The following is a 24,701-nucleotide window of genomic DNA, read 5'->3' on the forward strand; positions in this document are numbered from 1 at the left end:
GAGAAACAGTATAGGGTTAGCTGTCTTATGGTGATATTCCGAGGTTACAGTGAGTAAACGACTACTCAAGTCTGGCATGATCGTCAGTGCTATGACATTTATTTCCCGCGTTCTTGGCCTAGTTCGTGATGTTGTAGTGGCAAATTTAATGGGGGCAGGAGCAAGCGCAGACGTTTTTTTCTTCGCCAATAAAATTCCTAATTTTTTACGACGTTTGTTTGCTGAAGGTGCTTTTTCCCAAGCGTTTGTACCTGTTTTAACGGAAAGCCATGCTCAAGGCGACATGGATAAAACTCGGGAGCTCATTGCTCGTGCAGCGGGCACATTGGGGGTGATAGTCTCAATTGTTACCATCTTAGGTGTTCTAGGTTCCGGTGTGGTGACTGCACTGTTTGGTTTTGGTTGGTTCCTAGACTGGATGCATGGTGGTCCCGCGGCTGAGAAGTTCGAACTTGCTAGCGTGATGCTCAAGATTACCTTTCCTTATTTATGGTTCATCACTTTTGTTGCCCTATCGGGAGCCATTCTCAATACACTAGGTAAGTTTGCGGTTTCTTCGTTTACTCCCGTCTTCCTCAACGTAATGATCATTTTGGCAGCATGGTTTATCTCGCCGCAGATGTCACAGCCAGAGATTGGTCTTGCCATCGGTGTTTTCCTTGGTGGTTTGGTTCAGTTCTTATTTCAAATCCCTTTCCTTATTAAAGCGGGGGTTATGGTTAAGCCGAAATGGGGCTGGCGCGATCCGGGCGTGGTGAAGATCCGAACCTTAATGATTCCTGCTTTGTTCGGTGTGTCGGTAAGCCAAATCAACTTGTTGTTTGATACTTTTATTGCCAGCTTTCTGCAAACCGGTTCGATCAGTTGGTTGTACTATTCAGATCGCTTGTTGGAATTCCCGTTAGGTCTGTTTGGTATTGCTATTGCAACGGTGATTTTACCAGCATTATCACGCAAACATGTTGACGCACAAAATGAAGGATTCGCACAAACCATGGACTGGGGGGTGCGCATGGTGATCTTACTTGGCCTTCCTGCAATGCTTGGTTTGATGGTACTGGCAAAACCTATGTTGATGGTGTTATTCATGCGAGGTGAGTTTTCGCCACAAGACGTACATCAAGCATCATTGTCACTCTTTGCTTACGCTTCAGGCTTGTTGAACTTTATGCTGATTAAAGTGCTCGCTCCGGGTTATTACTCGCGTCAAGACACTAAAACGCCAGTGAAATACGGCATCATTGCGATGGTGACCAACATGGTATTTAATGCAATTTTTGCGTACTTCTATGGCTACGTTGGCTTGGCTATCGCGACGGCACTATCGGCATTTGTGAATATGGCACTGCTGTATCGTGGCCTGCACATCGCAGAGGTATACCAAATCACTAAGCGAACCGTCTTCTTTATTATACGTTTAGCTATTGCTGGCGCGGCGATGGTGGCGGCAATCTTATGGCAACTGGAAGATATGTCAGTATGGCTGGGCTGGAGCTTTGCTCACCGAAGCGCGGTGCTAGGGATGTTGATCGGTTTAGGAGCCGTGGTTTACCTAGTGGTTCTATTTTTAACTGGTGCGCGTTTAAAAGACCTAAAAGCTGGGACAGACTGAGGGTGATTAGTATATAATCCGTCAGTTTCACACAGTGTAAAGTAAAACAGAGGCAGAAAGCAGTATCCAATGGAACTGATTAGAGGCATTCACAATATCAACCCGCGACATCATGGTTGTGTGCTGACTATTGGCAATTTCGATGGTGTCCATAAAGGCCATCAACAAGTATTGCAGCAAGTGTCTGAGCAAGCGGACAGGCTATCCTTGCCTTCTGTTGTGATGACCTTTGAACCTCAGCCGATGGAGCTGTTTGCCAAAGACAAGGCACCTGCAAGGTTGACGCGATTACGCGATAAGTTCGTGCAATTGAGTAAGCTCGATATTGACCGCTTACTGTGTGTCAATTTCAATCGCCATTTTGCAAGTTTAACCGCGGAAGAGTTTATCCGTGACTTGTTGGTCGAGCGTTTGGGTGTTAAGTTTCTTGTCGTTGGTGATGATTTCTGCTTTGGCAAAGGCCGTACAGGTAACTTTGCAATGCTGCAGGAAGCAGGGGAAAAATACGGCTTTGATGTCGTAAGTACCCAGAGCTTTTGTTTACAACAATTACGTGTCAGCAGTACGGCTATCCGTCAAGCGCTGGCGCGTGACGATTTGCATTCCGCGCAAGAGATGCTGGGAAGAAACTACAGCATCAGCGGTCGTGTTTCTCATGGAAGAAAGCTAGGTCGAACCATTGGGTTCCCTACTGCAAATATTCCTTTGAAACGCTGTGTTTCTCCGGTTTCCGGAGTCTATGTTGTTCAAGCGCTTGGCTTAGGAAATAAGCCAGTTGGTGGTGTTGCTAATATTGGTCAAAGACCAACCGTCAATGGTGTTCGCCAACAGTTAGAAGTGCACTTATTCGACTTTCATGCCAATTTATATGGCAAGCAACTAGAAGTGGAACTTTTGCATAAACTTCGAGATGAGCAAAAGTTTGAGTCGTTTGAAGCACTTAAACAACAAATCGAATTGGATGCTGAAGCAGCAAGGGTGTGGCTGCGTCAGCTTAAGCGTTGAGCGGTTTATTCCACCGTTCAACATAATGTCTAATTTTCGCCCAATATAACGGAATTAAGAATCGATGAGTGAGTATAAAGATACCCTGAACTTACCTGAAACAGGGTTTCCAATGCGCGGCAACCTGGCCAATCGTGAGCCAGAAATGCTTAAGCGTTGGTACAAAGAAGATCTTTACGGTGAAATCCGTAAAGCTAAGAAAGGCAAAAAGTCATTCGTATTGCACGATGGCCCTCCTTACGCAAATGGTGACATTCATATTGGTCACGCACTAAACAAGATTCTTAAAGACATTATTATTAAATCCAAAACACTTTCAGGTTTTGACGCACCTTACATCCCAGGCTGGGACTGCCACGGTCTACCAATCGAATTAATGGTAGAGAAGAAAGTAGGTAAGCCAGGCCAAAAAGTGACAGCAGCGGAATTCCGCGAGAAATGTCGTGAATACGCAGCTGGTCAGGTTGAAGGTCAGAAAGAGAGCTTCAAACGCCTTGGTATCATGGGTGAGTGGGACAAGCCATACCGCACTATGGATTTCGCAACTGAAGCGAACATTATTCGTGCTCTTGGTAAGATCGCAAGCAATGGTCACCTGCTAAAAGGTTTCAAACCTGTTCACTGGTGTACAGACTGTGGTTCTGCTCTTGCTGAAGCGGAAGTAGAATACAAAGATAAAGTATCGCCATCTATCGACGTTCGTTTTAAAGCGGCTGACGAAGCGGCACTGCTATCTAAATTTGAACTGACAGAAGGTCATGAAGGTCACGGTGACGTATCTATCGTTATCTGGACAACAACACCTTGGACACTGCCAGCAAACCGCGCAGTATGTCTACGTGATGATCTAGAGTACGTGCTTATCCAAACAGAAGGCGACAACGCTGAGCGTATTATCGTTGCTGCTGAGCTGGCGAAAGACGTAATGGACCGTGCGGGTATCGAGCACTTCCACAACCTTGGCTTTGCTAAAGGTGCGGATCTAGAGCTGTCTCAATTCCAACACCCATTCTACGATTTCACTGTACCGGCGATCCTTGGTGATCACGTTACGACTGATTCAGGTACTGGTGTTGTTCACACTGCTCCTGGTCACGGTCAAGAAGACTTCGCGGTTGGTAACAAGTACAACCTAGAAGTAGCAAACCCAGTTGGCTCAAACGGTGTTTACCTACCAGATACAGAGCTATTTGCTGGTCAGCACGTATTTAAAGCGAACGATGCAGTAGTAGAAGTACTAAAAGAAAAAGGTGCACTACTACACCACCACGCTTACGAGCACAGCTACCCACACTGTTGGCGTCATAAGACCCCAATCATCTTCCGTGCTACACCTCAATGGTTCGTTTCTATGGACCAAGCTGGCCTACGTGCTAAAGCATTAGAGTCAATCAAGAATGTAGAGTGGATGCCTGAGTGGGGTCAAAGCCGCATCGAAGGTATGATCGAAGGTCGCCCTGAGTGGTGTATCTCTCGTCAACGTACTTGGGGTGTGCCAATTGCTCTGTTTGTTCATAAAGAAACAGCAGAACTTCATCCAAACACGCTAGAGCTGATCGAGAAAGTCGCTAAGCTGGTTGAAGAGAAAGGCATCCAAGCATGGTGGGATGTAGATGCCGCTGAACTACTAGGTGCTGACGCTGACCAATACGAAAAAGTGCTAGATACGCTAGACGTATGGTTCGATTCAGGTGTCACTCACTTCTCTGTTGTTGATGCTCGTGAAGAGTACAACGGCAACAGTGCAGACCTATACCTAGAAGGTTCTGACCAACACCGCGGTTGGTTCCAATCTTCTTTAATTTCATCTATTGCGATGAAAGACGAAGCACCTTACAAACAAGTACTGACACACGGTTTCGTGGTTGACGGTCAGGGTCGTAAGATGTCTAAATCTATCGGTAACGTGGTTGCGCCAAAAGACGTAACCAACAAGCTAGGTGCTGACATTCTTCGTCTATGGGTTGCTTCTACAGACTACACTGGTGAAGTTGCGGTTTCTGATGAAATCCTAAAACGCAGCGCAGATGCGTACCGTCGTATCCGTAACACAGCGCGTTTCTTCCTAGCTAACTTGAGCGGCTTCAACCCTGAAACAGACATCGTTCCTGTTGAAGAGATGGTTGCGCTAGATCGCTGGGCGGTTGGTCGTGCACTAGCAGCACAAGAAGAGATTGTTAAAGCATACGAAGAGTACAACACACACGGTGTAACTCAGCGTCTAATGCAATTCTGTTCAATCGAAATGGGCTCTTTCTACTTAGACGTAATTAAAGACCGTCAGTACACAGCAAAACGTGGCGGCAACGCTCAACGTAGCTGTCAGACTGCACTTTACTACATCGTAGAAGCGCTAGTTCGTTGGATGGCGCCAATCATGTCGTTCACTGCAGATGAAATCTGGAACGAAATGCCAGGTCAACGCGACAAGTTCGTATTCACTGGTGAGTGGTTCGACGGTCTATTCGGTCTTGCTGAAGGTGAAGAGCTGAACAACGAATTCTGGTCTGAGATCCAAGCGGTTCGTGGTGCGGTAAACAAACTTCTAGAAGATGCGCGTAAAGAGAAAACCATTGGTGGTGCACTACAAGCTGAAGTGACTCTATTTGCTGATGACGCACTAGCGGCGAAGATCAACAAACTTGAAGATGAACTGCGCTTTGTTCTACTAACCTCTGCGGCGAAAGTTAAGCCTCTAGGTGAGAAGACGGATGCAGCACAAGCCACAGATATCGAAGGCTTATTTGTTGAAGTAGCAGCAGCTGAAGGCGAGAAGTGTGATCGTTGTTGGCACCACACGCCAGACGTAGGCACAATTGAAGGTCACGAGAAAATCTGTGGTCGTTGTGTGTCTAACGTAGACGGCGAAGGTGAAGTACGTAAATTCGCGTAATTGCCTAGAACGACTGAACTTTTTTTAAATTAACAGCCCCAGTATTTACTGGGGCTGTTTGTAGGTAAAGTAATGAGTGAAAAAGCACTGACGTTAAAGCAATCTGGAGTTCGCTGGCTGTGGTTAGCAATTCTGGTATTTATTGCAGATATTGGCATCAAATTGGTGGTGATGGACAACATGGGCTACGGATGGGCAAACCGAATTGAGGTGTTGCCATTCTTCAACCTACTTTACGTTCATAACTACGGTGCCGCTTTCAGCTTCTTGAGCGATCAAGCTGGTTGGCAGCGCTGGTTATTTACAGGTATCGCGTTTGTTGTTACGGGTCTTTTGACCTACTGGATGAGTAAGCTTCCAGCAAAAGAAAAATGGAACAACATTGCTTATGCACTGATTATTGGTGGTGCAGTGGGCAACGTGTTTGACCGCGTCGTTCATGGCTTTGTTGTTGATTACCTAGACTTCTTCTGGGGTAACTACCACTGGCCAGCATTCAACCTTGCTGACATGGCGATCTGTATTGGTGCGGCAATGATTATTCTGGATGGCTTCCGTAAAAAAGACGCTGACAAGTAATCTTTTGCGGTATATCGAATAACCCTAAGCGTCGTCCGTTGATTCGAGCGACGCTTTTTATTATGTTGGAGCGCCAATCAGCATATCAATGTATAAAAAGACCAAGCTGACAGCGTAATAACCCAAGAACAAGGAAGCATTAACGTGACAACAATAACCAATGAATCGGTAGTAACCCTTCACTTTACGATTAAAATGAAAGACGGATCGGTTGCAGATAGTACTCATAACATGGGTAAACCAGCGAAGTTTGTTATGGGTGATGGCAGCTTGAGTGAAAACTTTGAGCAATGCTTGATCGGCCTCGAAACAGGCGCACAAAAAGCGATTGAGCTAAAGGCAGAAGACGCGTTTGGTATGCCAAACCCTGATCATATTCACTATATGGATCGCACTAAATTTGTAGGTGATGCAGAAGTGGAAGTTGGTACAATCATGGCCTTCAGTGGCCCTGATGGCATGGAAATCCCGGGCATTATTACAGAGATTGCAGGCGATTCAGTCACTGTGGACTTCAACCATCCTCTAGCGGGACAAGACGTGACTTTCGAAGTTGAAATTTTGTCAGTAGAATAGCGAACCCAATAAAGATAATTTCCATGAGCAATGAAATGAAAATCCTGTTAGCTAACCCACGTGGTTTCTGTGCTGGTGTTGACCGCGCGATTAGCATCGTAGAGCGTGCGCTAGAGATGTATCAGCCACCTATCTATGTTCGACATGAAGTGGTGCATAACCGTTTTGTGGTTGAAGGTCTAAAACAGCGTGGTGCTATCTTCGTTGAAGAGCTGCATGAAGTGCCAGACAACAACATTGTGATTTTTTCTGCTCATGGTGTATCGCAGGCGGTTCGTCAGGAAGCCAAGCAGCGTGATTTGACCGTATTTGACGCAACGTGTCCTTTAGTAACCAAAGTGCATATGGAAGTGGCGCGTGCGAGCCGTCGTAATATGGAAGTGGTTCTGATTGGTCACGCAGGTCACCCTGAAGTCGAAGGTACGATGGGGCAATACGCCAGTGAAACCGGTGGTATGTACTTGGTTGAAACTCCAGCCGATGTTGAGAAACTGAAGGCGATTGTGAAAGATCCATCCGATCTTCATTACGTAAGCCAAACGACGCTTTCTGTCGATGAAACTGCCGATGTTATCGAAGAGCTACGCCGCGTGTTCCCAGATATCCAAGGTCCACGTAAAGACGATATCTGTTATGCGACACAAAACCGCCAAGATGCCGTACGTGAATTAGCTGGTGACGTAGATGTGATGGTTGTGGTGGGTTCTAAAAACTCATCAAACTCTACACGTCTTAAAGAGCTAGCTGAAAAGCTAGGGACACCTGGCTACTTAACCGACTGTCCGGAAGATATCAAACCCGAGTGGTTCGAAGGCAAAACAAAGGTCGGCGTGACTGCGGGAGCATCTGCTCCGGAAGAGCTCGTTAATCAGATTCTAGAGCGAATCAAAGAACTCGTGGGTGCCGAAGCGGTTGATGAAGTACTTGGCCGTGAAGAGAATATGTTCTTTGAAGTACCTAAAGAACTGCAAATCAAGCAAGTGGATTAGTCTCCATTTATCGAATATTCAAAAGGCGACCTGTGGGTCGCCTTTTTTACATCTCTCTTAACTCATTTAGGTAATCACGAATTTGGTCTTTTCCTAAACCATCGATAATCATATCAGACATCTTCGTGATTCTTCGCTCAAGCGACTGAGCAACCTTTTCGCAATGTGCGTACATGTCTTCATCAGAACCATCGGTCGGAAAAGCATCAACTTGCCAGTTTACTCGAACACCACCTGCAAGCCACTGAGGAGCGGTTTCTTGATGTAAAGAATCACAGAGAATAATAACGATGTCGGGAAGAAACTGAGTTCGCTCCTCCCATGAATGCGTGTGGATATGCGGAATGGGGAGTTGGTGGTCATCTAAGTATTTTTGCACCAATGGGTGCACCTTGCCTGTGGGATGTGAGCCTCCACTGGTGACACTAAAATCTGCTGGCAGGATATTGGTTGCGATTGACTCCGCGAGGACGCTTCGTCCAGCGTTGTGCTTACATATGAATAATACTTTATACATCGTCGCCTCGTCTTTTCAGAGCGTCCTATTTATACGCTAGCGGAAACTCAGCGATGATGTGTGAAGTTTTTGTGTTAGTGGCTAATGCCGAGCATCTCTTTGAGCACCTTTAAGTAGCGGCGGCTTACTGGTATCTCAAAGCCTGTTTTGGTGATGATTTCCGCTAACCCATTTTCCAGTAACTTGATTTCGCTAATCGCTTTAATACTGACTAAGTATTGACGATGGCAGCGGACTAGAGGGGTTTTCTCTTCCAACGTTTTTAATGTCAGTTGGGTGCTCGCGGTTTGGCTGGTGGAGCGTACATGCACGCCGCTGATATCACTGTAAGCACATTCCACCGTGTCGGTGGCCATGATAACGATGCGGTTGTGTCCGATGCACGGTATCTGATCCAACGTGTCAGGTGTAATAGCAGACAGTTGTTGCGTTAGGGCGGATTGGCTAATGACTTTGTTTAGTCGTTTGACCGTTTTAGTTAACCGGCATGGGTCGACAGGTTTGAGCAAGTAATCAAAGGCATTGTCTTCAAATGCTTGAATCGCATACTGATCATAAGCCGTGACAAAAACCACATAAGGCATGGTTTCTGGATCAAGCATCCCAAGTAGTTCAATCCCCGTGACTTGAGGCATTTGGATATCGAGAAACACCACATCAGGCTTAAGTTCATTGATTTTTTTTAGGCCAAGGATTGCGTTTGAGGCATCGCCCACGACCTCAACTTGGCCTGTTTCATCCAGTAACTCTGCTAGCTCTTCACGAGCAAACTGTTCATCATCAATGACGAGTGCGGTTAACATCCAACATTACCTTTATTGCTTCAGCGTGCTTTTATGATTTTGGGGGAATGATAAAGCTCATTTTAGTAAATTGATGTGGCTCGCACGTAATTTTTAGCGCTGCATCACGTCCAAATTGATTAGTGAGACGTTTGTCGACAATTTCTAAACCTAGCCCTGAGTGGTTTTCTTTTGGCGGTTCAAAACTGCCTGCGTTGTCTTCGACGGTAATCAAGTGACCTTGTGGGTGTGCTTCGCTGTATATATGAACTTTACCACCTTCAAGCATGTTTGAAATGCCATGCTTAATGGCATTCTCAACCAAAGGCTGGAGTGTAAAGCTTGGTAATTTGATGTCCAGCAATTCAGGTTGAATATCGATTTCAACCTCTAAGCGGTCCGTAAAACGCGCTTTTTCGATGCTCAAGTACGAGTTCACATGTGCAAGCTCTTCCTTTAGCGTCACGGTATTAATGTTCTGCTTTAAATTGCTGCGGAAGAAGTGCGATAAATTTTGGATTAGCTCGCGCGCTTTGTCAGGGTCACGACGAGTAATCGCACTAATAGTATTGAGTGCATTAAACAAAAAGTGTGGATTCACCTGAGCGTGAAGCAATTTTATTTCTGCTTGGGCGAGTAAGGCTTGTTGTTGTTGGTAATCGCCATAAAGGATTTGGCTAGATAGAAGCTGGGCTATTCCTTCCGCCATCGACATGTTGGCCGTCGAGAACAATTTACGCTTCGGTTCATACAGCTTTATGGTACCAATGACCTCTTTCCCTGCACGCAGTGGGATGATCAGCGCAGATCCGAGCTTGCAATCTTTTGCAATGGAGCATTGGTATGGACGCTCCGCACCATCAAGATAAATGATGTCGTTTTTCTCCATGGAGTCTAATGTGCTTTGCGATGAAATCGGCGTGTTTGGTTTATGGTGATCATCGCCAATGCCCACAAACGCTAAGATTTTTTCTTGGTCAGTAATCGCGACAGCGCCCACTTTGGTTTCTTCGTAAATAATACGCGCGATTTTCTCTGCGTTTTCGGTGTTGAAGCCGTTGCTTAGAATTCCCACTGAGCGATCTGCAATGGTGAGCGCTCGACGCGAAAACGTCGCAGAAAACTTTTCAAAGATTGCTTTTCTGTCTTGCAGGATACTCATGAACAACGCCGCACCAAATGAATTCGCGATGATCATAGGCGCTGCAATAGCGGACACCAGTTCATAGGCTTGATCAAAAGGTTTCGCGACGGCGAGCAGCAAAATCATTTGCACCACTTCTGCAACAAACGTAACGCTGAATACGACGCTTGGATTAAACAGCAATGCGCCTTTATTTCGCTTGATAAGGTAAACGTGGAGCAAGCCACCAATTACGCCCTCGGCGGTGGTTGAAATTGCACAGGCTAGGTCAGTAAAGCCACCAAGAGAGTATCGATGAATGCCACCAGTAAATCCGACGGCGAAACCTACAACAGGTCCACCAAACAGCCCGCCCATAACTGCGCCGATCGCACGAGTATTGGCAATAGCATCGTTGATGTGCAGACCGAAATAGGTGCCGAGAATACAAAAGCCAGAGAAGAGTACGTAACAAATTAGGCGGTGGCTTAAGCGCGAAGAAATACTCAGCAAAGGTAAGATGATTGGCGTTTTACTTAGCATGTAAGCCAAAACTAAGTACACACACATCTGTTGTAAAAGGGAGATGACCAGTTCCATAGTGAACCTAACCTAGAATCAATGTTGTTATTGTATACCTAAGTAACCTCAAGATGCTTGGCTCAGATAGATAAGAACAGCTAAGTAAATGATGCTGTGCTTTCTGAGTCTTAAAGTGACTTGGGTATAAAACAAAAAGAGCCTGCAATTGGCAGGCTCCTATCTTAGTCACTCAGATGTGACGAGTATTTATTACGCTGTTTCTGATACGGCTTGTGGTTTCTCTTCGTCAGCCAGTTCAGTTTCACCTTTACCCTTAGAGGTTTTGATAACGTAACCTGTCACAGCTAGGGCAAACACAATACCTACGATAGTTGATAGTTGCATTGGCAGACCAAAACCTAGCGAGCTGTTGTTTAAGATGAACGTGACACATACCGTGGTCATGAAGATAGCTGGGATAGTGGTAATCCAGTGCAGCTTGTTGTGACGCAGTAGGTAAGCGGACGCAGTCCAAAGCATCATTACCGCTGTTGTTTGGTTTGCAAAACCGAAGTAGCGCCAGATAATGCCGAAGTCTACTTGAGTTAAGATACCGCCGATAACGAACAGTGGAAGTGCCATCAGTAGACGGTTACGTAGCGTTTTTTGTTCCATGTTGAAGTATTCAGCAAGGATCAAGCGGCTTGAACGGAACGCTGTATCGCCAGACGTAATTGGTAGGATAACCACACCCAGGAACGCAAGGATACCACCGAACACACCTAGCAGACCAAATGATGCGCTGTATACCACGTTACCAGGACCACCGTTTTTCACAGCTTCGGATAGAGCGTCTAGAGAGCCGAAGAAAGACAGAGCGATAGCACACCAAATTAGCGCGATAACACCTTCACCAATCATTGCACCGTAGAATACGAAGCGACCGTTTTTCTCATTTTCCATACAACGCGCCATCAGTGGAGACTGAGTTGCGTGGAAGCCAGAGATAGCGCCACATGCGATAGTGATGAACAATGCAGGCCATAACGGCATGTCATTTGGGTTGAGGTTAGAGAACATGTCCGAAACTTGGAAGTCACCCATTACTGTGTGTTCGCTAGAGAAAGCAACGGCTGTCATTAGGCCAACAGACATAAAGATAAGTAGGGCGCCAAACAGTGGGTAGAAACGACCAATGATTTTATCGACGGGAACAATCGTCGCAATGATGTAGTAAGCAAATATAGCAATAACCATTGTAGTCATGCTTACGCTCAAGCTTGTTTGATCATTGATGAGGTTAGTAATCATGCCAGCAGGGGCTGAAACGAACACTACGCCAACTAGAAGTAATAGGACAATGGCAAAAATATTCATAAAGTGTTTTGCGCCATTACCTAGGTAGCGACCTGTAATGGTAGGTACAGATGCACCGCCGTTACGCACTGAAAGCATGCCTGAGAAGTAATCGTGTACTGCACCAGCAAAAATACAACCGACTACAATCCAAAGCATCGCCGCAGGACCGTATAGTGCCCCCATGATCGGGCCAAAAATTGGACCAACACCTGCGATGTTAAGTAGTTGAACTAGGTAAACTTTCTTTGTTGACATTGGAACGAAGTCAACACCGTCCGATTTGGTGTGAGCTGGCGTTTGGCGTTTTTCATTGATGCCGAAAATCTTCTCGACGAAAGCGCCGTAGATGAAGTATCCGCCGATTAGGGCTGCGACACAGGTTAGAAACCACATCATAGCAATTGTCCTTGGTCTTAGTTGGGTAGGGTAATTTTTTAATCTCAGGATGCATGTTATGCGTCACTTGTGTTAAATGCATTCGGTTAGTAGATGAGTGGTCGAATAGAGCACTGAGTGGTCGATATGCTGCTTGAGCGGTTTTTAAAAATGGCGAAAGGTTGATGACAGTCTTGAGCGGCTGATTTGAGTCATCAGTGGTTAAATCTGCAAGCTCAGCGGCAAGCGCCAATAATTAGTGGTAAGCTTATTTTTGAAAACAATTACTTAAGGAAGAACCATGAAAAAGGTAACGGTAGGTCTGGCACTGGCTTTACTTGCAGGATGCACAGCAACGACAGCAGATCTTGCCAAGTCGGGAGATTGGCATCAGATCGGATATCAAGATGGCATAACCGGACACACATCGCGCACGATGAGCGAGCTTCGTGAGTTGGGTAGTGTTAAGCAAAGTGACTACGACCAAGGTTATTTAGAAGGTTTACGTGAGTACTGTAATCCTGCTTTTGCGTATCAAATGGGGTTATCTGGTCAGTATTACGAAGGGGTTTGTGAAGGTACTGAGCAAGCGCAAAAATTCCGCATGGAATGGCAACGTGGTTGGAATGAATACTCAAATTAATAGTCAATAAAGCCGTTGTTACACTGTCTGCATCACATAAATGTGGCAAAATCTTCCTTATTAAACTATGTTCATACTGCTTGATAGTGAGCACAGAAAAAAAAGGAATCACATTATGTCAACGCAAATGGCTGGTGGCTGGAGTCCATTTCATGAACTCACAGCAGAGAATAAAGAAGTATTTGCTAAAGGTATCGAGGGGTTTGTCGGTGTCAAATACTCCCCTTTGGTTGTGGCTACTCAAGTCGTAGCCGGACAAAACTATGCGTTTTTCTGTAATGCAGAAGTTGTCTACCCTGGAGCACAACCATACCCAGCAATGGTTCATATGTTCAGTGACCTTGAAGGTAAAGTCGGTATTACTCACATTGAACGATTAAACTACTAAATTAAGCCATAAAAGGCGCCTGACTTTTAAATAAGTGAGGCGCTTTATTGATTAAGATTGATTAGTTTGCGCGATCACGACTTTTCTTAAATATCCTTGCTTGGCGTTCAGTTGCTCAGTCGCGCTTTCTCTATCCAGCCCGGTTAAAATCATCAAAATCGCTAACTTGGCGTCGTAGTCCGTTTCTTTGAGCGCCGTTTTAGCCTCTTGGTTAGTACAATCTGTTGCTTGCATAACAATACGAGCCGCTCTTGCAACTAGCTTTGCATTCGTCGCTTTCACATCTACCATTAAGTTCTGATAACTTTTGCCCAGGCGAATCATGCTTGCGGTAGTGAGCATGTTTAGTACGAGTTTTTGTGCCGTCCCTGATTTTAAGCGAGTGGACCCCGTTAACGCTTCAGGTCCAACAACGGGGCTAATCGCAATATCGGCAATATCTGCAATCGGAGAGTCAGGGTTACAAGATAGTGCTACAGTGGTGGCACCAAGCTCGTTCGCATACTCTAAGCCACCAATCACGTAAGGTGTTCGTCCACTTGCCGCAATACCAACGACGACATCGCGTTGTGTTAGCGTATTCTCTTTAAGATCTTGCTCGCCTAATGTAGGGTCGTCCTCCGCCCCTTCTTTTGCACGGAACATTGCCTCTTTTCCACCGGCAATAATACCAACGACCATCTCTGGATCTGTGCCAAAAGTTGGTGGGCATTCTGAAGCGTCCAAAACGCCAAGTCGACCACTGGTACCCGCACCGATGTAAAACAACCGACCTCCGACCTTAAATGCTTCCGTGATCTTATCAACGGCTTCAGCGATCTCAGGCAATACTTTTTCAACGGCAAGAGGAACGAGTTTGTCCTGTTGGTTGATGCGTTGAACAATATCGAGAGAAGGCAGCAAGTCGATGTCCATGGTGTCTGGATTTCGCCCTTCAGATACCAGATGGGATAAAGCTGCGATAAGTGCATCGTTCGTCATAATGAATTAAGCCTTTTTGTTTAGGATCTATTGCCCTTAATTTTTTGAATAGAGTACACCCAGTGAAGCGAGACGACTTGCCCCCGTAACTTCCGGTAAGTTGCTAGGGAGGCCGTGAATATGGCGCTGCGCAAGCCAAGCAAACGCCATTGCTTCCATGTAGTCGCCATCAACGCCTTTTTCTGCCGTTGTCGCAACGCTCCATTGTGGCAATAACTTAGCTAGTCGCTGCATCAAAAGTGGGTTTCTTGCTCCACCGCCACAGACCAATAGTTGAGGTGTGATGCCATGAGAAAACTTGTCGACTTCGTTGGCAATGGTAATTGCAGAATACTCGCAAAGTGTACGTTGTACGTCTTCGATTGGTAAATTGTGATGGGCCAGTTGTTGATGCAGCCAGTCAATATTGAACAGTTCTCGTCCGGTACTTTTAGGGGCTGGCATGGCGAGGTAAGCTTCTTTGAGTAATTGAGTCAACAAAGTAGCGTTTACCGTTCCTTTAAGTGCAAACTGTGCATCTTCGTCGAAGCTTTGCCCAGTATGCAGCGCACACCATGCGTCCATCAACATATTGCCCGGGCCTGTGTCATAGCCAATGACTGGTTGTTCTGGATGCAGTACCGAGATATTGGCAATGCCTCCAATGTTAAGTACCACAGTTGTGGAATCCTGCATCGCAAAAATGCTTTTATGGAAAGCAGGGACGAGTGGGGCACCTTGTCCACCTAGCGCCATGTCTTTACGACGAAAATCCGCTACCGTATCAATGCCTGTTTTGACCGCGATAATGTTTGCATCGCCCAATTGAGTGGTAAACGGCAAGTTTCCGGTAGGCTGATGGAATACTGTTTGACCGTGATTACCAATCGCACGAATTTGCTCTACGACGTAACCAGACTTATTGAGCAGCTGTAACACAGCATCTGCAAATAGGTGGCCGAGCTGGTGGTCAAGTTCACCTATGGCTTTTAAATTTGTTGCTTGACCGGTACAAACAGATAACAGCATGTCTTTTAGTGCTGCGGGCATTGGGTAGTCGTCATGCGCAATCAGGCGAACGTGCTCATCGCTTATTTCAACTAGAGCGGTATCAACACCATCCATACTCGTTCCAGACATCACACCAATGTACAGTTCGTTAAATTTCATAGCCGATCTCGTCAATTCTTCATTCACTTATTGTAAAGCAAATCTGAAGCGAATAACCTCATCGAATACGAGATATTCAGCCGATTTTGAGGAGAAAACATGGGACCGTTATGGGTTGACGTTGCGGGGTATGAACTGACCGCTGAAGACAAAGAAATCTTGGAGCATCCTACGGTTGGTGGCTTAATTCTATTTGCTCGCAACTATCATGATAGCAAACAGCTTCAAGCACTTACTCAATCCATCCGAAAGGCGGCTAAGCGCCCGTTTTTGATCGGTGTGGATCAAGAGGGCGGCCGAGTGCAGCGCTTTCGCGAAGGTTTCTCATTAATTCCTGCTGCTGATGAGTACGCTAAACATCAAAATGGTGAAGAGCTTGCTCGTATGGGCGGTTGGTTAATGGCAGCAGAGCTGATTGCCCATGATATTGATTTAAGCTTTGCCCCGGTACTTGACCAAGGCCATCAATGTAAAGCGATCGGTAACCGTGCATTCGGTGAAGATGCCGATACCATTCTTCGCTATAGCACTGCATATATGCAGGGAATGAAGAGTGTTGGCATGGCAACGACAGGCAAGCACTTCCCTGGACATGGTGGCGTGATTGCAGACTCACATCTAGAAACACCATACGACGAGCGCAGTGATATTTTTGAACAAGATATGGCGATCTTCAAAGCGCAAATTGATGCCGGTATTTTAGATGCCATGATGCCTGCTCACGTGATTTTCCCACACTATGATGCTCAACCAGCCAGCGGTTCTGAATACTGGTTAAAACAGGTCCTGCGTCAGCAATTGGGTTTTAAAGGTTTGGTTTTTTCGGATGACTTGACCATGGAAGGCGCTGCGATCATGGGCAGCCCTGCCGAGCGAGGTGCTCAAGCATTGAGAGCTGGCTGCGATATGTTGTTAATGTGTAATAAACGAGAAGCGCACGTTGAGGTATTAGACAACTTACCGGTTTCAACCGTGCCACTCGCGGATGGATTACTGAAAAAACAGTCATTTTCTCCAAGCGAACTTAAGCTATCTCAAGAGTGGAAAGCGGCGAGTGAAGCGATGAAACGCTTGACTAGCTAAACCTCTTGTAAAAGATTCAAAACAGCGATTAGAAGCCAAAGTTAATTATGCTTTGGCTTTTTATTTGACTGTAAAGTTAATTTTACACTAAATGTTTTTTATTCTGTACGCTTGTTTTTCTTTTTTAGCCTGTTATCTTGTCGTTAAAGCTTAGTTGTCTCACCAAAGGTTTGGTTGGGTGTAAAAATAAATATACAGGTTAGAGTTATGCAGAAAAGTGAGTTGAGCAATATTAATATTATCGAAGAACAGGTTCTTATTACTCCGGAGGAACTAAAAACCAAGCTTCCTTTGAGTGAAAAAGCACGTCGCTTTATTCAAGAGTCTCGTCAAACTATCGCTAATATTATTCACAAGAAGGATCACCGCCTGCTTGTTGTATGCGGTCCATGTTCTATCCACGACGTAGAAGCGGCGAAGGATTACGCAAAGCGCCTTAAAGCACTCTCTGAACAACTAAGTGACCAACTGTATATTGTTATGCGTGTTTACTTTGAGAAGCCGCGCACCACGGTCGGCTGGAAAGGCCTGATCAATGACCCACACCTAGACGGCAGTTTCGATATTGAACACGGTCTGCATGTTGGACGCGAACTTCTGGTGGAGTTGGCAGAGATGGAAATCCCGCTCGCGACTGAGGCTCTAGACCCAATTAGCCCACAATACTTGGCGGATACTTTTAGCTGGGCAGCCATCGGTGCTCGTACGACGGAGTCACAAACTCACCGTGAAATGGCAAGCGGCCTGTCTATGCCAATCGGTTTTAAGAATGGCACCGATGGCAGTTTGGCAACCGCAATTAACGCGATGCAAGCTGCGTCCTCTAGCCACCGTTTTATGGGAATTAACCGTGAGGGACAAGTCGCACTGTTGACCACCCAGGGCAATGCTAATGGACATGTGATCTTACGTGGCGGCAAGCAAACTAACTACGATTCGGTATCAGTCACTGAGTGTGAGCAAGAGATGGCGAAATCTGGTCTTGATGCTTCATTAATGGTGGATTGCAGTCACGCCAACTCACGTAAAGATTACCGTCGCCAGCCACTAGTCGCGGAGGATGTGATTCATCAAATCCGTGAAGGTAATAAATCTATTATCGGTCTTATGATTGAAAGCCATATCAATGAAGGAAATCAATCTTCTGACTTAGCTCTTGAAGAGATGAAATACGGTGTATCTATCACTGACGCATGTATCAATTGGGATTTAACTGAGGCACTATTACGTCATGCACATGAAGAGCTAGTGCCTTTCTTAGAAAATCGTCTAAAGGCTAATTAATACAGGATTTAAGGAACATCAATGGCAGTTGAACTTAACGCATTACGCGATCAGATTGATGCAGTCGACAAGCAAATGTTGGAGCTATTGGCTCAGCGTTTAGCGCTCGTAGAGAAAGTTGGGGAAGTAAAAAGCGAACATGGTTTGCCAATTTATGCTCCAGACCGCGAAGCGGCGATGTTAGCTTCTCGTCGCGCTGAAGCTGAAAAAATGGGAATTCCTCCGCAGCTTATTGAAGATATTCTGCGTCGAACAATGCGTGAGTCTTATGCCAGCGAGAAAGATTCCGGTTTTAAGTGTTTGAACCCTGATTTACGCTCAGTTGTTATTATTGGTGGTAATGGTCAATTGGGTGGCCTGTTTGGGCGTATGTTCAAATTGTCGGGCTACCAGGTCAAAGTTCTCGGCAGTAAAGACTGGGATCATGCGGATGAGATTCTAGACAACGCGGGTTTAGTCGTGGTCACGGTGCCGATTCATCTAACGGAAGGGGTGATCGAAAAACTGGGGAACTTGCCGCAAGACTGTATTCTGTGTGACCTGACTTCTATCAAATCGAAGCCTCTGCAAGCAATGTTGAATGTGCATCAAGGTCCTGTGGTTGGTTTGCACCCAATGTTTGGCCCAGATGTTCCGAGCCTTGCCAAGCAGGTTATTGTGTACTGTGATGGCCGTGGTCACGAGCATTACCAATGGCTATTGCAACAGTTTGGGATTTGGGGCGCAAGCTTGTGCCAAATCGATGCACAAGAGCACGATCATGGCATGACGTTGATTCAGGCGCTGCGCCACTTCACGTCGTTTGCTTACGGTATGCACCTTAGCAAAGAGAATCCGAACATCGATCAGTTGTTGAAGTTAAGCTCGCCAATCTACCGCCTTGAATTGGCGATGGTGGGACGACTGTTTGGTCAGGATCCGAACTTGTACGGTGATATCATTTTCTCTTCTCAAGAGAATATCGATATGATCAAGCGATTCCATCAGCGTTTAGGTGATGCGGTAGCGATTCTGGATAGCAGAGACAAAGCGCGATTCATCGAAAGCTTTAAGCAGGTGAGTGATTGGTTTGGTACTTATTCTCAACAATTTATGAATGAGAGCCAAAACTTACTCAAACAGGCGAATGATAATATTCATCGCGGCTAATCACGGGTCATTTAGCCGTGCAGAGTCCGAAACAAAAAGAGCAGCGTAAGCTGCTCTTTTTCGTGTTGATGGACAAATCAGTTCGTCGCAGTATTACTCGTATCTTCACTTGATACTGTGTTGATACTAGTATCGCGATAGGGTGAATTGGTTAAATTGACTTGTAGACGTACAACGTTATCAATCAATTGAACCAAAGGTCCCCATTTCACTTTTTTCTCTTTTTCAAAGACGTCATTGAAGTTTTCTGGCGTCCACTCCATTAAGTATTGAGGGTTGAGTGCTCGTCCGAGAAAGCGTACTTCATAGTGCAAGTGTGGCCCTGTGGAGTTGCCAGAGTTACCGCATTGAGCAATGATGTCGCCTTTACTAACAAACTGACCGCTTTTCACTTTGAAGCGTTGTAGATGAGCAAAGGAGCTCATAAAGCCAAATGAGTGACGAATGGTGACATAGTTACCATAACCACGATTGCTCGGGCGAACGGTTTCCACCACACCGTCAGCCGGTGCCAGGATCTCTTCTCCTCTTTTACAAGTCAGATCGATACCAGTATGAACATGCCTCTTACCTGAAATCGGATTAATACGACTGCCGTAAGAAGAAGAAATACGTTGGTATGTGACTGGACTGTCATTTGGTATCAAACGGAACATCGTCGCGCGAACAGCAGAATCGATAGCGGCTGCGTCAATTCGCTCCTCTAACCCCATGCTGTTCTCATCGATCATCAACTCTTCGTCTGCGAGACCTAAAACCGATTCAACGTCGAATACCCGTTTGCCCAATAGCTGAATTTGATTGTTTTTGTCCGTCAAAGACTGGGAAAGTGAATGATTGGTATCAAGCTGCTCTTCGTAAAGAGCCGTCACTTCGGCCTTTTCACTTTCCAGTTTGGCGATGATTTGTGTTAGTTCGTCTTTATTGTGCATCTGCTGCTGATTAAGGTACCACGCACCACCAACGACGGCGGGTAATGCCAATACCGAAGCAAATACTGCTAGGACCGAACTGCGGCCCAAATAGAACTGCTGATCGCCGTCTTTCGTCGGGATCTGCATGATGATTTTTTTAGACATAGTTATTGTTACTTAAATAGGCGTTCATTTATTTTTCTCCTAAAAACCAGAGAGGTGCTCTAACTCTCTATTCAGAAGGTCGTTATTGCCTACATTCAATTCTATAAATCGTTTTAGTTGGCTAATGCTTTCGATGTCTATCTTAGCGATCTTCAACCTCACCTCACACTTAGAGACATCCACAACTTGCGCTTTTAACGTAATCAATTGTTCGGATTGATCAAATGAAAAAGTCACATGGACCGGAAGGGTTGGATCCAAAGCCTCAGTCTCTTCCACTTTCATGAGTAAACCATGCAAGGAAAGATCTTGAATCCTAGCTTCAATTGCCAAGTCACGTTGTTCTATCTTAGCTGGAGCTTGATGGAGAATACGTGAAAAGCGTCGTCTCTCTGTCATATGAATATTCTCGTCAGGTCGTCAAACAGAATTGAATAGTATATCAATACGAACAAAAAGTGTTCGATTGTTGTTTGAAAAGTGTCGAGGTCGCTACAGAGTGACGTAAGTGCAATGTCATGTTCTTAACGAATGAGACGGGCTAATGAGCTCTTTTTATAACAAAGAAAACAAAGGCCGCTATGATAGCGGCCTTTGTACAAATTACAATCAAACTTTGTGGGTTGCGATTACTTCGCAATACGCTTGTATTTGATACGGTGTGGTTCTGCGGCTTCAGGACCCAATGTTTTCTTCAACCAATCCATGTACTCTGTGTAGTTACCTTCGTAGAAGTTAACTTGGCCTTCGTCACGGTAGTCAATGATGTGGGTCGCGATACGGTCAAGGAACCAACGGTCGTGCGAGATAACCATTGCACAACCAGGGAACTCTAGTAATGCTTCTTCTAGAGCACGCAGTGTTTCAACGTCAAGGTCGTTGGTTGGTTCGTCGAGTAGCAACACGTTGCCACCCGCTTTAAGCAGCTTCGCAAGGTGGACACGGTTACGCTCACCACCCGATAGTTCACCAATAATCTTTTGTTGGTCACTGCCTTTAAAGTTAAAGCGTGAACAGTATGCGCGAGCTGGGATTTCGAAGTTGTTGATCTTAATGATATCAGCACCTTCAGAGATCTCTTGGAATACGGTTTTAGAATCGTCCATGCTGTCACGGAACTGATCGACCGATGCCAGTTTTACTGTATCGCCCATCTCAATTGTGCCCGAGTCTGGTTGTTCAGTACCACTTAACATCTTGAATAGCGTCGATTTACCTGCGCCGTTAGCACCGATGATACCAACAATCGCACCTTTAGGGATGCTGAATGACAGGTCATCAATCAGAACACGACCGTCAAATGACTTGGTCAGGTTCTTCACTTCAATAACCTTATCACCTAGGCGCTCACCTGGTGGGATAAACAGTTCATTGGTTTCATTACGTTTTTGGTGATCAGAGCTTTGCAGTTCTTCAAAGCGAGCCATACGTGCTTTTGACTTCGCTTGACGACCTTTAGGGTTTTTACGTACCCACTCAAGCTCTTTCTCGATAGTCTTTTGGCGAGCACTCTCTTGGGAGGCTTCTTGTTGTAGACGAGCGTCTTTTTGCTCCAGCCATGAGGTGTAGTTGCCTTCCCATGGGATACCTTCACCACGGTCCAGTTCTAAGATCCAGCCCGCAGCGTTATCTAGGAAGTAACGGTCGTGGGTGATGGCTACTACGGTACCTGTGTAATCCACTAAGAAGCGCTCTAGCCAAGCCACTGATTCTGCATCTAGGTGGTTGGTAGGTTCATCAAGCAATAGCATGTCTGGCTTAGAAAGTAGCAAGCGACAAATAGCCACACGGCGGCGTTCACCACCTGATAGGTGCGCAATTTTTTGGTCCCATTCAGGTAAACGTAGTGCGTTTGCTGCACGCTCAAGCGCATTTTCTAGGTTGTGACCATCTTTCGCTTGGATAAGGGCTTCTAGCTCGCCTTGCTCTTTTGCAAGTGCGTCGAAGTCTGCATCTGGTTCAGCGTATGCTGCGTAGACTGCGTCCAAACGTTTCAGAGCGTCAGCAACGTCAGCAACCGCTTCTTCAACAACTTCACGAACGGTTTTTGATTCGTCTAATACTGGTTCCTGAGGTAGGTAACCTACGTTTAGACCAGGTTGTGGACGCGCTTCACCGTCGATATCCGTGTCGATACCTGCCATGATACGTAGCAGTGTGGATTTACCTGCACCGTTCAGACCTAAAACACCGATTTTCGCACCAGGGAAGAAGCTCAGAGAGATGTCTTTAAGAATTTGACGCTTAGGTGGCACAATTTTGCTCACCCGCGACATGGTATATACGTATTCAGCCATTGCCGATCGTTCCTAAATTAACTGTCATTCAAACCCATCATTTTATACCAAGTGCTTTGTTTTTGTTACCGCATTGCAAGAATTTCCCTAACGAATGGATTTCTTATTTTGAGCTGACCGGAAACTTACACGGTTAGGGTATACACTTTTGTTATTCGTTAAGAATGACGAAGTGTTTTCTATGCGAGTTAGAAACGCTTTGTCTCCATCGTCTTAAAAGTTTGACGAGTACAATTTTTAATACACTAAGTTGCTTTACATGGACATCTGCATTCTGTGTAAATAGATGCATGTGTGAAAATTGCCTTAACATCACATGAACTCTAACAAAACTAGGCTTTAGGGCAGTATATGTCTGGGGAAAATGACACAAATGAGATTCAACGTATCTGAATTGGCTAAAAACGTATGCTGCGCCGCCGCGTTGTGTGCTATGAGTTTGAGTGCTAATGCCGCGCTGAGTTTGGAAAAGCAGCGCGAAGTATATGAGCAAGCTCAAGATTTATTAGATAAAAATGACATCGACGGATACCTTTCGATTCGTCCTAAAATTTCTGACTATCCACTAACGCCTTATGTGGATTACCGCACTTTTATTAGACAGTTACCGGAAAAGTCACCACAACAGGTGAACGAGTTTATTTCTGAGCACGAGTCTTTTCCATTTTCTCGTCGAGTTCGCGCTCCATACCTCAATCATCTTTATAAGCAAAAAGATTGGAAAACCATTACTGAGTTTCAAAAAGTCATTCCTAGTGGTGAGCGTTACCAATGTATTTTCTACGTCGCTCAATTAAAGCAAGGCAAGAAAGTCGCGGCGTTTAAAGGGGCTGAACATATGTGGTTACGTGGCATCAGCATTGCTGATGAGTGTGACCCATTATTTGAAGCATGGGACAAGGCGGGTGAGCGTACCGATGAACTGATTCTACAGCGTATGTTACTGGCGTTTGATGCTCGTAATGGCGGTTTGATGAGTTACTTGCTCAAACTGCCTAAATCAGCGCAGGCAAAGCAACAAGCCAAAGAAATGAAAGCGTTGTTTGATAATCCTTCAAGTGTTGCGGAATTCGCGAAGAAAAAACCTGCGAATGATTTTAATCGAGCGCAAAGTGAATATGCGTTAGAAAAGTTGGCTCGCATGAACACTAGCCAAGCACAAGGTGCGTACGATGCTGTCATTAAAGGACAGAAGTTTTCTCCAGAAAAAGCGCAAGAACTTGCCGACTATATTGCATTTCGATTGACTCGTACGGAGTCTGAGTCATTAGCTAAATGGCGCGATGATAAAACGAAAACCAGTCAGTACTTACCGTTGATTGAAACGCGCATCCGCTTAGCGATTCAAAATGCAGATTGGAAAGGCGTACAAGAGTGGATTGCTGTTCTAAATAAAGAAGAACAAGCCACGCTACGCTGGCAATATTGGCTTGGAAGAAGTGAAATAGCGTTAGGTGATGACATCGCGGGGAAACAGCGTTTAGCAACTCTGCTTGGGCAACGAAACTTCTACAGTGTGGCTGCCGCCAATGCAATCGGGCAATCAATCAAATACCCAACGCATACGGTTAAGTTGGATAAGAAAGTTGTTCAACCCTATCAAGACTCGTTAGCTCGTATCGAAGAGTTGATCGCGACGGATAAAATCGCAGCAGCGAAGAGTGAATGGGCACACTTACTGCGCCGCGTAGGGAAAGATGAAAAGGCGATGTTGGCGGCTTATGCATCATTTAAACGTTGGCATAACCTAACGGTGACCGCGAGTATTCAAGCGCAGATGTGGGATAATATCGAACTTAGGTTCCCAATAGCACACCGCTGGTGGTTTAACTTTTATGCGAAAAAGCACAACATTGATCCCGTCACGATGATGTCTCTCGCTCGACAGGAAAGTGCGTTAGATGTTGAAGCCCGCTCTCCAGTTGGCGCTCGTGGTCTTATGCAGATCATGCCTGCGACGGCGAAGTACACGGCACGTAAATATAAGTTGAGTTATCAAGGTACGCAGGATCTCTACAATGTAGGAAAAAATATCGAAATTGGTAGCCATTATTTGCAAGGTTTATTAGAGGATTACGATAATAATCGTATTTTTGCTCTTGCTGCTTATAATGCAGGTCCTAACAGAGTAAAAACGTGGCGAGAGCGTACCCAAGGAAAAGTGGATGCTTATGCCTTTATTGAGGCAATTCCATTTAAAGAGACGCGCGGTTATGTGCAAAACATCTTGATGTTTGAAACATACTATCGTGATCTTTTGGGTATCGATGGCGCGTTCTTGAATCAACATGAGATCAATACCAAGTATTGAGTGAG

At 45.5% G+C, this 24,701-nt stretch carries 21 protein-coding genes; 12 read left to right on the top strand and 9 right to left on the bottom strand.

Features of this window, described 5'->3' with window-relative positions; genetic code table 11:
- The first annotated feature begins 49 nt into the window (after positions 1-49).
- The 6 genes from murJ (at position 50) to ispH (ending at position 7,654) form a co-directional block, all read left to right on the top strand.
- Positions 50-1,612 (top strand): murein biosynthesis integral membrane protein MurJ, encoded by a 1,563-nt coding sequence (murJ, locus tag N646_RS13330; protein ID WP_005381936.1) that lies wholly within the window; start codon positions 50-52, stop codon positions 1,610-1,612.
- 69 nt (positions 1,613-1,681) lie between these two features.
- Complete coding sequence (ribF, locus tag N646_RS13335) at positions 1,682-2,617, top strand: bifunctional riboflavin kinase/FAD synthetase (RefSeq protein WP_017821498.1); 936 nt, start codon at positions 1,682-1,684, stop codon at positions 2,615-2,617.
- A gap of 64 nt (positions 2,618-2,681) precedes the next feature.
- On the top strand, positions 2,682-5,510 hold the full coding sequence (ileS, locus tag N646_RS13340) for an isoleucine--tRNA ligase (RefSeq protein WP_017821497.1): 2,829 nt from the start codon (positions 2,682-2,684) through the stop codon (positions 5,508-5,510).
- A 72-nt stretch (positions 5,511-5,582) separates the two neighbouring features.
- A complete protein-coding gene (gene lspA / locus N646_RS13345; RefSeq protein ID WP_005385948.1) occupies positions 5,583-6,089 on the top strand; it encodes a signal peptidase II in 507 nt (168 codons plus the stop codon).
- Positions 6,090-6,233: 144 nt separating this feature from the next.
- The gene (fkpB, locus tag N646_RS13350; RefSeq protein ID WP_005381922.1) at positions 6,234-6,665 is read left to right on the top strand and encodes an FKBP-type peptidyl-prolyl cis-trans isomerase; all 432 of its coding nucleotides are present in this window, start codon (positions 6,234-6,236) and stop codon (positions 6,663-6,665) included.
- Positions 6,666-6,688: 23 nt separating this feature from the next.
- Positions 6,689-7,654: a 4-hydroxy-3-methylbut-2-enyl diphosphate reductase gene (gene ispH / locus N646_RS13355; RefSeq protein WP_005381920.1), complete on the top strand. Its 966-nt coding sequence runs from the start codon at positions 6,689-6,691 to the stop codon at positions 7,652-7,654.
- Positions 7,655-7,700: 46 nt separating this feature from the next.
- On the opposite strand, the gene N646_RS13360 is transcribed toward ispH, so the two are convergent.
- The 4 genes from N646_RS13360 to N646_RS13375 form a co-directional block, all read right to left on the bottom strand.
- Positions 7,701-8,171, bottom strand: a complete 471-nt coding sequence (locus N646_RS13360; RefSeq protein WP_017821496.1) for an arsenate-mycothiol transferase ArsC — start codon at positions 8,169-8,171, stop codon at positions 7,701-7,703.
- Positions 8,172-8,245: 74 nt separating this feature from the next.
- On the bottom strand, positions 8,246-8,974 hold the full coding sequence (btsR, locus tag N646_RS13365; protein WP_005381917.1) for a two-component system response regulator BtsR: 729 nt from the start codon (positions 8,972-8,974) through the stop codon (positions 8,246-8,248).
- Positions 8,975-9,005: 31 nt separating this feature from the next.
- Complete coding sequence (locus N646_RS13370) at positions 9,006-10,676, bottom strand: sensor histidine kinase (RefSeq protein WP_005381915.1); 1,671 nt, start codon at positions 10,674-10,676, stop codon at positions 9,006-9,008.
- A 192-nt stretch (positions 10,677-10,868) separates the two neighbouring features.
- Positions 10,869-12,353 carry a carbon starvation CstA family protein gene (locus N646_RS13375; RefSeq protein ID WP_005381914.1) on the bottom strand — a complete coding sequence of 495 codons (1,485 nt, stop codon included), beginning with the start codon at positions 12,351-12,353 and terminating at the stop codon, positions 10,869-10,871.
- 280 nt (positions 12,354-12,633) lie between these two features.
- On the opposite strand from N646_RS13375, the gene N646_RS13380 reads away from it, so the two are divergent.
- Both N646_RS13380 and N646_RS13385 read left to right on the top strand, forming a co-directional pair.
- Positions 12,634-12,975, top strand: a complete 342-nt coding sequence (locus N646_RS13380; protein ID WP_005381912.1) for a DUF2799 domain-containing protein — start codon at positions 12,634-12,636, stop codon at positions 12,973-12,975.
- Positions 12,976-13,090: 115 nt separating this feature from the next.
- Entirely contained in the window at positions 13,091-13,363 is a 273-nt protein-coding gene (locus N646_RS13385; RefSeq protein ID WP_005381911.1) for a hypothetical protein, read from the top strand.
- A 51-nt stretch (positions 13,364-13,414) separates the two neighbouring features.
- Here N646_RS13385 and murQ read toward each other — a convergent pair whose 3' ends face one another.
- Together murQ and N646_RS13395 are read right to left on the bottom strand one after the other, a co-directional pair.
- Entirely contained in the window at positions 13,415-14,344 is a 930-nt protein-coding gene (murQ, locus tag N646_RS13390; protein WP_005381910.1) for an N-acetylmuramic acid 6-phosphate etherase, read from the bottom strand.
- A gap of 36 nt (positions 14,345-14,380) precedes the next feature.
- The gene (locus N646_RS13395) at positions 14,381-15,493 is read right to left on the bottom strand and encodes an anhydro-N-acetylmuramic acid kinase (RefSeq protein ID WP_017821495.1); all 1,113 of its coding nucleotides are present in this window, start codon (positions 15,491-15,493) and stop codon (positions 14,381-14,383) included.
- A 99-nt stretch (positions 15,494-15,592) separates the two neighbouring features.
- On the opposite strand from N646_RS13395, the gene nagZ reads away from it, so the two are divergent.
- From nagZ to tyrA, 3 genes are all read left to right on the top strand, one after another.
- Entirely contained in the window at positions 15,593-16,576 is a 984-nt protein-coding gene (nagZ, locus tag N646_RS13400; RefSeq protein WP_017821494.1) for a beta-N-acetylhexosaminidase, read from the top strand.
- A 207-nt stretch (positions 16,577-16,783) separates the two neighbouring features.
- Complete coding sequence (locus N646_RS13405; protein WP_017821493.1) at positions 16,784-17,860, top strand: 3-deoxy-7-phosphoheptulonate synthase; 1,077 nt, start codon at positions 16,784-16,786, stop codon at positions 17,858-17,860.
- Positions 17,861-17,881: 21 nt separating this feature from the next.
- Positions 17,882-19,009: a bifunctional chorismate mutase/prephenate dehydrogenase gene (tyrA, locus tag N646_RS13410; protein WP_005381901.1), complete on the top strand. Its 1,128-nt coding sequence runs from the start codon at positions 17,882-17,884 to the stop codon at positions 19,007-19,009.
- 77 nt (positions 19,010-19,086) lie between these two features.
- On the opposite strand, the gene N646_RS13415 is transcribed toward tyrA, so the two are convergent.
- The 3 genes from N646_RS13415 to ettA form a co-directional block, all read right to left on the bottom strand.
- Positions 19,087-20,088, bottom strand: coding sequence for a M23 family metallopeptidase (locus tag N646_RS13415; RefSeq protein WP_005381900.1), 1,002 nt, complete (start codon positions 20,086-20,088; stop codon positions 19,087-19,089).
- 39 nt (positions 20,089-20,127) lie between these two features.
- Positions 20,128-20,487, bottom strand: a complete 360-nt coding sequence (locus N646_RS13420) for a PilZ domain-containing protein (protein ID WP_017821492.1) — start codon at positions 20,485-20,487, stop codon at positions 20,128-20,130.
- 230 nt (positions 20,488-20,717) lie between these two features.
- Positions 20,718-22,385: an energy-dependent translational throttle protein EttA gene (gene ettA / locus N646_RS13425; protein WP_005381894.1), complete on the bottom strand. Its 1,668-nt coding sequence runs from the start codon at positions 22,383-22,385 to the stop codon at positions 20,718-20,720.
- A gap of 364 nt (positions 22,386-22,749) precedes the next feature.
- On the opposite strand from ettA, the gene sltY reads away from it, so the two are divergent.
- Entirely contained in the window at positions 22,750-24,696 is a 1,947-nt protein-coding gene (gene sltY / locus N646_RS13430; RefSeq protein ID WP_031777190.1) for a murein transglycosylase, read from the top strand.
- The last annotated feature ends 5 nt before the right edge of the window (positions 24,697-24,701 follow it).

Origin of the sequence: Vibrio alginolyticus NBRC 15630 = ATCC 17749 (assembly GCF_000354175.2) — a bacterium.
Lineage (GTDB): Bacteria > Pseudomonadota > Gammaproteobacteria > Enterobacterales > Vibrionaceae > Vibrio > Vibrio alginolyticus.

What these genes read in the sequence shown, in the direction of transcription:
- ileS (WP_017821497.1), top strand. Translation starts at nt 2,682, where the DNA reads ATGAGTGAGTATAAAGATACCCTGAACTTACCTGAAACAGGGTTTCCA.
- N646_RS13380 (WP_005381912.1), top strand. Translation starts at nt 12,634, where the DNA reads ATGAAAAAGGTAACGGTAGGTCTGGCACTGGCTTTACTTGCAGGATGC.
- ettA (WP_005381894.1), bottom strand. Translation starts at nt 22,385, where the DNA reads ATGGCTGAATACGTATATACCATGTCGCGGGTGAGCAAAATTGTGCCA.
- N646_RS13395 (WP_017821495.1), bottom strand. Translation starts at nt 15,493, where the DNA reads ATGAAATTTAACGAACTGTACATTGGTGTGATGTCTGGAACGAGTATG.
- N646_RS13420 (WP_017821492.1), bottom strand. Translation starts at nt 20,487, where the DNA reads ATGACAGAGAGACGACGCTTTTCACGTATTCTCCATCAAGCTCCAGCT.
- ribF (WP_017821498.1), top strand. Translation starts at nt 1,682, where the DNA reads ATGGAACTGATTAGAGGCATTCACAATATCAACCCGCGACATCATGGT.
- nagZ (WP_017821494.1), top strand. Translation starts at nt 15,593, where the DNA reads ATGGGACCGTTATGGGTTGACGTTGCGGGGTATGAACTGACCGCTGAA.
- tyrA (WP_005381901.1), top strand. Translation starts at nt 17,882, where the DNA reads ATGGCAGTTGAACTTAACGCATTACGCGATCAGATTGATGCAGTCGAC.
- ispH (WP_005381920.1), top strand. Translation starts at nt 6,689, where the DNA reads ATGAGCAATGAAATGAAAATCCTGTTAGCTAACCCACGTGGTTTCTGT.
- N646_RS13370 (WP_005381915.1), bottom strand. Translation starts at nt 10,676, where the DNA reads ATGGAACTGGTCATCTCCCTTTTACAACAGATGTGTGTGTACTTAGTT.
- N646_RS13375 (WP_005381914.1), bottom strand. Translation starts at nt 12,353, where the DNA reads ATGATGTGGTTTCTAACCTGTGTCGCAGCCCTAATCGGCGGATACTTC.
- N646_RS13415 (WP_005381900.1), bottom strand. Translation starts at nt 20,088, where the DNA reads ATGTCTAAAAAAATCATCATGCAGATCCCGACGAAAGACGGCGATCAG.
- N646_RS13405 (WP_017821493.1), top strand. Translation starts at nt 16,784, where the DNA reads ATGCAGAAAAGTGAGTTGAGCAATATTAATATTATCGAAGAACAGGTT.
- N646_RS13360 (WP_017821496.1), bottom strand. Translation starts at nt 8,171, where the DNA reads ATGTATAAAGTATTATTCATATGTAAGCACAACGCTGGACGAAGCGTC.
- N646_RS13385 (WP_005381911.1), top strand. Translation starts at nt 13,091, where the DNA reads ATGTCAACGCAAATGGCTGGTGGCTGGAGTCCATTTCATGAACTCACA.
- murQ (WP_005381910.1), bottom strand. Translation starts at nt 14,344, where the DNA reads ATGACGAACGATGCACTTATCGCAGCTTTATCCCATCTGGTATCTGAA.
- sltY (WP_031777190.1), top strand. Translation starts at nt 22,750, where the DNA reads ATGACACAAATGAGATTCAACGTATCTGAATTGGCTAAAAACGTATGC.
- lspA (WP_005385948.1), top strand. Translation starts at nt 5,583, where the DNA reads ATGAGTGAAAAAGCACTGACGTTAAAGCAATCTGGAGTTCGCTGGCTG.
- btsR (WP_005381917.1), bottom strand. Translation starts at nt 8,974, where the DNA reads ATGTTAACCGCACTCGTCATTGATGATGAACAGTTTGCTCGTGAAGAG.